This window comes from Streptomyces sp. NPDC059455 (genome assembly GCF_042750115.1).
GTDB lineage: Bacteria > Actinomycetota > Actinomycetes > Streptomycetales > Streptomycetaceae > Streptomyces > Streptomyces endocoffeicus.
The window spans coordinates 120,080-125,039 of sequence record NZ_JBHYVB010000003.1; the positions used below are offsets into that span (position 1 = coordinate 120,080).

General features: G+C 70.2%; 7 protein-coding genes. 4 read left to right on the forward strand and 3 right to left on the reverse strand.

Annotated features, from left to right (window positions below):
- Nucleotides 1-41 precede the first annotated feature (41 nt).
- Nucleotides 42-509: an NUDIX domain-containing protein gene (locus tag ACFXB5_RS02210; protein WP_346167774.1), complete on the reverse strand. Its 468-nt coding sequence runs from the start codon at nt 507-509 to the stop codon at nt 42-44.
- Between the two features lie 812 nt (nt 510-1,321).
- On the opposite strand from ACFXB5_RS02210, the gene ACFXB5_RS02215 reads away from it, so the two are divergent.
- From ACFXB5_RS02215 to ACFXB5_RS02230, 4 genes are all read left to right on the forward strand, one after another.
- Nucleotides 1,322-1,495 carry a hypothetical protein gene (locus ACFXB5_RS02215; protein ID WP_385201544.1) on the forward strand — a complete coding sequence of 58 codons (174 nt, stop codon included), beginning with the start codon at nt 1,322-1,324 and terminating at the stop codon, nt 1,493-1,495.
- Nucleotides 1,492-1,809, forward strand: coding sequence for a hypothetical protein (locus tag ACFXB5_RS02220; RefSeq protein ID WP_385201546.1), 318 nt, complete (start codon nt 1,492-1,494; stop codon nt 1,807-1,809). Before ACFXB5_RS02215 ends, ACFXB5_RS02220 begins: the two co-directional genes overlap by 4 nt.
- A complete protein-coding gene (locus ACFXB5_RS02225; RefSeq protein ID WP_385201548.1) occupies nt 1,809-2,024 on the forward strand; it encodes a hypothetical protein in 216 nt (71 codons plus the stop codon). Before ACFXB5_RS02220 ends, ACFXB5_RS02225 begins: the two co-directional genes overlap by 1 nt.
- A gap of 359 nt (nt 2,025-2,383) precedes the next feature.
- On the forward strand, nt 2,384-2,863 hold the full coding sequence (locus tag ACFXB5_RS02230; RefSeq protein WP_385201550.1) for an NUDIX hydrolase: 480 nt from the start codon (nt 2,384-2,386) through the stop codon (nt 2,861-2,863).
- Here the strand turns inward: ACFXB5_RS02230 and ACFXB5_RS02235 are convergent.
- The gene (locus ACFXB5_RS02235; RefSeq protein ID WP_385201552.1) at nt 2,828-4,114 is read right to left on the reverse strand and encodes a pyroglutamyl peptidase; all 1,287 of its coding nucleotides are present in this window, start codon (nt 4,112-4,114) and stop codon (nt 2,828-2,830) included. The two genes, ACFXB5_RS02230 and ACFXB5_RS02235, sit on opposite strands and share 36 nt — an antisense overlap.
- 88 nt (nt 4,115-4,202) lie before the next feature.
- Nucleotides 4,203-4,960, reverse strand: a 758-nt coding sequence (locus ACFXB5_RS02240; protein WP_385201553.1) for an aldose epimerase family protein, incomplete at its 5' end; no start/stop codon positions are given.

Genomic DNA, 4,960 nt, shown 5'->3' on the forward strand with positions numbered 1-4,960 from the left:
GCCGGGGCCTTTCACGGCGGACAAAACGGGCCGCGGGCCGACTACCGGGCCGCGGGCATGTTGCCGTCGCGCCAGTCGTTCACCCGCTTCCGGATGCTGGGGACCATGGGGAGCGCGTCAACCTCTGCGGGGTCGAACCAACGGACATCGGTGGACTCCTCGGAGACCGCCAGTTGCCCAGCCACAGGACGTGCCACGAAGCAGACGGAGAACTCTTGGCGCACCTCGCCATCGTCGTAGGCAAAGACGTGACGGGGGTTGGTGTAGGTGCCGACGATGCCGACGATCTCAACATCGACCCCGGTCTCTTCGCGCGTCTCCCGAATCGCGCAGTCCGGCAACGACTCTCCGATGTGCATGGCACCACCGGGAAGCGCCCACATGTCGTTGTCCCGCCGACGCTGAAGCAGGATGCGCCCGGCATCGTCAACGACGACGGCGGAAGCAGCAGGAACCAGGCTGTTCGCGGCTGGGGCACTCGGGTCGTCCTCGTAGTCCCGCCTACCCATCATCTTCCCCTTCCCATACCGGACTGCCTCGTCTCCACAGTTCCTCAACGTGGGAAGCGAAGCGATCAAACATGCCGTCGTCCTGGTAACGGCGCAGATGCAGCGTGGGGGCATCGTGTCCCACGAGGTGAGTCAGCAGAGGCGTAACGATCATGTCGTCATCGAAGCGGAACACGGATAGATACGCGTGCCCCTCGCTGTACCTCACATCGATGCCCGGCTGGCTTCTGATCTTCTCCAGTTCGGCCAGGGACGGCCTTGCGCCGCAGCGCGGTACCGAACCGGGCTTGTTCGAGCCATAGGAAGTAGTTGGTGTAGCCCGCAAAGGTCAGCTCTCGCTCAGCCTTGGTGATCAGCGACCGCCATAGGGAGGCCGGACAGCCGGACCGGTACGGATAGACGGAAACGACCTCACGGTCCGGACCAACCTTGATCGCCTTCTTTACGGCTGCTGGCCATAACACCGCCTCGTCCTCTCCGAGTGCTTCGCAGACGGCCCATCGGTGACGGGCACGGGGCACCCGTCCCGTCTCGGTGATCCATCGGCCGACAGTCTTGATATCGACGCCACAGCTCTCCGCCAACTGCCGGTCTGTCGTGTGAGCTTGAAGCATGGCACGGCGCAGTGCTTCGTTCACCGGTACCCCCTGGGACGTTAGGCACGCTTCGCGCGGTATCCCTGCTCCATGCCTAACGGTCGCGGAACGCAGTGGAAACGCACTGCCAGGGGCGGAAATGTGGAGGAGTACAGACCCCCGCGACCGTGGCGACGGTCCGGGGGCGTGGCCCTCAACCCCTTGGAGGTTGACGACATGGCCCACGCTATCGCGTGGATCTTCGAATCGCTGCTACGGCTGTGGTTGCCGTTGTCCGGTCGTCATCGGGCAGCCGAGGCGGCCGACGACGGCTCCGCAGCGGGATGGCATGAGAGCCGCCCGCGAGCGCGGCTGGTGCGCGCGTCGCACGGGATGGTGGTGGTCTGGTGACCGTCGGCCACCGGACCACACCCGTCCCGTCCCCCGGGTGCGCTCTGTGTGCTGCCCCGGGCGGCTTCGGGCCCCACAACCCCGCCGAGCCGCGTCTGGGCCTGTGCCCGGCGTGCATCGAGGCCGGAAAGCCTACCCGTGACGGCCTGGAACAGGCCGTCGTCATCGTCGCCGGGCAGAGTCTTGCCGCCGCAGAGGCGCTGAGCCTGGCCGACGCCGCGCCGGAAGAATTGGCCTACCACCTCGGCGCGGTGAAGCGGAGCCTGCGCACCGTGCTCCAACTCCTCGCACCGGTCGGGAAGGGCGGCCGCTGATGGCCGACAGCCGGCCGGACCGGGACGAGCGGCCGAAGATGACGATGCGCGTCTACACCGTGGCGCGCGACGGAATCGGCATCACTCGGCGCGCGACCGTGGCCGTCCTCGCCGGGGAGAAGAGCGATGCCTACGCGTTGGGGCAGGCGTGGTCGCCGTGCCAGTGTCCCCGCCACCGGGACCACAACAACCCCGACCGCTTCAATCGGTCCTGAGACCGCCGTCCGCCCCGCCCCTTGTCCCCGACTCTCGTGGGCAGGGGCCGGGGTGGACGGCCCCGGCCCCGGGCACTCGCAGAAGTGCCGCGCTCGCCCACACAGATGAACACCTGGGACGTTTGCTCACCATGCTGACGGCTGAGCGGCGCTTACTGGGCATGATGTGCGCCGATCCGCCGGGCATTTTCCAGCCCTGGTCTTCACCGGCGGGCCCAACCCCACCGCGCCAGTGGCCGGATGAACGACGAACCGGCACTTTCTCCTCGATGAGAGGCGGACGTACAGACGAAGGTGCCCAGGCGCATACCGTGCCGTACGCGGCCATGGTGCGTTGATGGCCGCTACGCTCGCCGGCCATGAGCGACGACATGCAGGACCATGGGCCGGTCCGCGACGCCTCCGTCGTGGTGGCCCGCGACGCCGATGGGCTGGTGGCCGTGTTGAGCGCGGAATTCCTCCGCCATGGCGGTGAGTATCTGTTCCTGCCGGGCGGGCGCAGGGAGGCGGGGGAGACGGCGGAAGAGTGTGCGCGGCGGGAGTTGCGGGAGGAGGCCGGGGTCATGGCCGAGACGTGGCGTTCGCTGGGGTCGTATGCGATGACCCTCGGCTCCACGGCGCGCGTGCATCTTTTCGAGGCCCGGCGGCTGACCGTCGGACCTCAGGAACTCACCTCTACTGAGCGCGACTTCAAGCTTTCGTGGTGGTCGATGGGGGATGCGATCGACGCGGTCGGGCAGGGCCGCTTTCTGCTTCCGGCCGGGCCCTTGGCTCTGTTGCTCGCCGATCGAGGGACCGGGGTGTCAACGGGTCGTGGTCGCGACCACGGTGAGGATTGAGCGGACCTGGGCGGTGATGGCCTCGCGGTTGTGGACGAAGTCCGGGTCGGTGACCTGGCCCGTGGTGGGGTCGGTGTTGCCCGGGCCGAACTGCAGGACCGGGGTGTGGAGATGGCCGCCCGGGGCCTTCAGGCCGACGGCGTCGCGCAGCAGGGTGGCGCGGTAGGCGATCTCGTTGGAGAGGTAGTCGCCGCCGCCGCCCGCGCGGGCCGTCGAGTCGGGGGTCGGGCCGTTCGGGCGGACCACGGGTGTGGTGCCGCCCGCCGGGATCTCGGTGACCTCGGTGTGGTCGTAGACGGGGACGGGGCCGGTGTTCGCCGCGACGATCTTCTCGTGGGGGAGGGTGGTCGTCGTCCACTGCGGCTGGGGCCGCGGGGTCGGCACACCGGCCGGGATGGGCACGGTCTCGGTGCGGGAGACGTTCGCGTTGTCCGGGTAGCCGCCCCGCCAGGCGCCGTTGGTGCGCTCGATGTCGAACCGGCCCACCCGGCCCTGGCTCACGGTCATGAACGCGTCCACCCGGCGCGGCCCCGACCGGAAGGCGGGCAGCAGCGTCCGCTCGACCGTGCCGTCCGCGAAGTCGGCCCAGCGGACCGGGAAGACCGCCGTCTCGACGCGGGCCGGGCCGCTGTCCGTACGGATCGTCGTCCCGTCCAGCGCGAGCGCCGCCGCGCCGGAGGGGTTGGAGCGGCGTACGTCGGCGTCCAGCTGGAAGGGGTCGAAGCCGGTGACCACGATGCGCTTGACGCGCTGACCGGCCTTACCGGCCGGGAGGTCGATCGAGTCCTCCCCGCGTGAGGTGCGTTCCAGCGTGTCGAGGAGCGCGGCGCGGCGGGCGTCGGCGAGCGGGAAGCCCGGCTGCCACTGGCCGAGCGCCCGGGTCATCCCGAGCCGCGCCCAGTACAGCGGCCGGTCGTCGTCCCGGCTGAGGTCCCCGCCCGCGGGCCCCCGGCCCTGTACGCGGTCCACGGCGCGCTTCCACAGCGCCCGGCCCTCGCGGGTGATCACGCGCTCGGCCTCGGCGGCGGAGTGCGTCCCCGCGAGTGCGCGGGCGAAGCCCGGTGCCACGTCGTCGAACCCGCTGCGGCGCAGGATCTCCTGGGGCGCGGCCTTGTCGAGCCGCTGCTCCTCGACGGCGGGGGTGGCGGTGGTGGCGTCGGCCGCGGCCGTCGCCGGCACGGCGAGGGCCAGGGGAGCGGTGGCGAGCAGGGCGGCGCCGAGCAGGGCGAGCCGGGGGCGTATCGGTCTCATGCGGGGTCCTCTCGGGTGGGTATGACGGGGCCCGCCCCGCGCTCCGATCGGGAGCGCGGGGCGGGCGGATGAAGCAGGAGCCGAATTCTCAGCGTGTCGAGAACGAGTGCACCGTCGTCGACCGGTACGTCTGCCCCGGCCGCAGCACCGTCGAGGGGAACGACGGCTGGTTCGGCGAGTCCGGGAAGTGCTGGGTCTCCAGGGCGAAGGCGTCGCCCTGCCGGTAGACCTTCCCCGATGTGCCCGCGAACGTGCCGGTCAGGAAGTTGCCGGTGTAGAACTGCACCCCGGGCTCGGTTGTGGCGATTCGCATCACCCGGCCGGACTCCGGCTCGGTCACCGTCAGGAAGTGCTCCGGACGGCTGGTGATGCCCTTGTCCAGCACGAAGTTGTGGTCGATGCCCTGCCCGTAGAGCACCTGCTGGTGCGCCTCCCGGATGTCCCGGCCGATCTCCTTGGCGCGGCGGAAGTCGAACGGGGTTCCGGCCACCCGGGCGAGCTCGCCGGTGGGGATGAGGGTCTTGTCGACCGGGGTGTAGCGGCTGGCGGCGATCTCCAGCCGGTGGTCGTAGACGGTGCCGCTGCCCTCCCCGGCCAGGTTGTAGTACGTGTGGTTGGTGAGGTTCACGACCGTCGCCTTGTCGGTCGTGGCCTCGTAGTCGATGCGGAAGTCGCCCGCCGCCGTGAGCGTGTAGTCCACACGCACGGTGAGCGTGCCGGGGTAGCCCATCTCGCCGTCGGGGCTCACCCGGGGGCGGGTGAGGGCCACCTCCGCGCCCCTGCGGTACGGGTCGCCGGTCCAGACGCGCTTGGGGTATACCAAGTGGGCACCGTGGCGGGAGTTTG

Coding starts and splice junctions, on each gene's coding strand:
- ACFXB5_RS02210 (WP_346167774.1), bottom strand. CDS start 509: ATGGGTAGGCGGGACTACGAGGACGACCCGAGTGCCCCAGCCGCGAAC.
- ACFXB5_RS02215 (WP_385201544.1), top strand. CDS start 1,322: ATGGCCCACGCTATCGCGTGGATCTTCGAATCGCTGCTACGGCTGTGG.
- ACFXB5_RS02225 (WP_385201548.1), top strand. CDS start 1,809: ATGGCCGACAGCCGGCCGGACCGGGACGAGCGGCCGAAGATGACGATG.
- ACFXB5_RS02230 (WP_385201550.1), top strand. CDS start 2,384: ATGAGCGACGACATGCAGGACCATGGGCCGGTCCGCGACGCCTCCGTC.
- ACFXB5_RS02235 (WP_385201552.1), bottom strand. CDS start 4,114: ATGAGACCGATACGCCCCCGGCTCGCCCTGCTCGGCGCCGCCCTGCTC.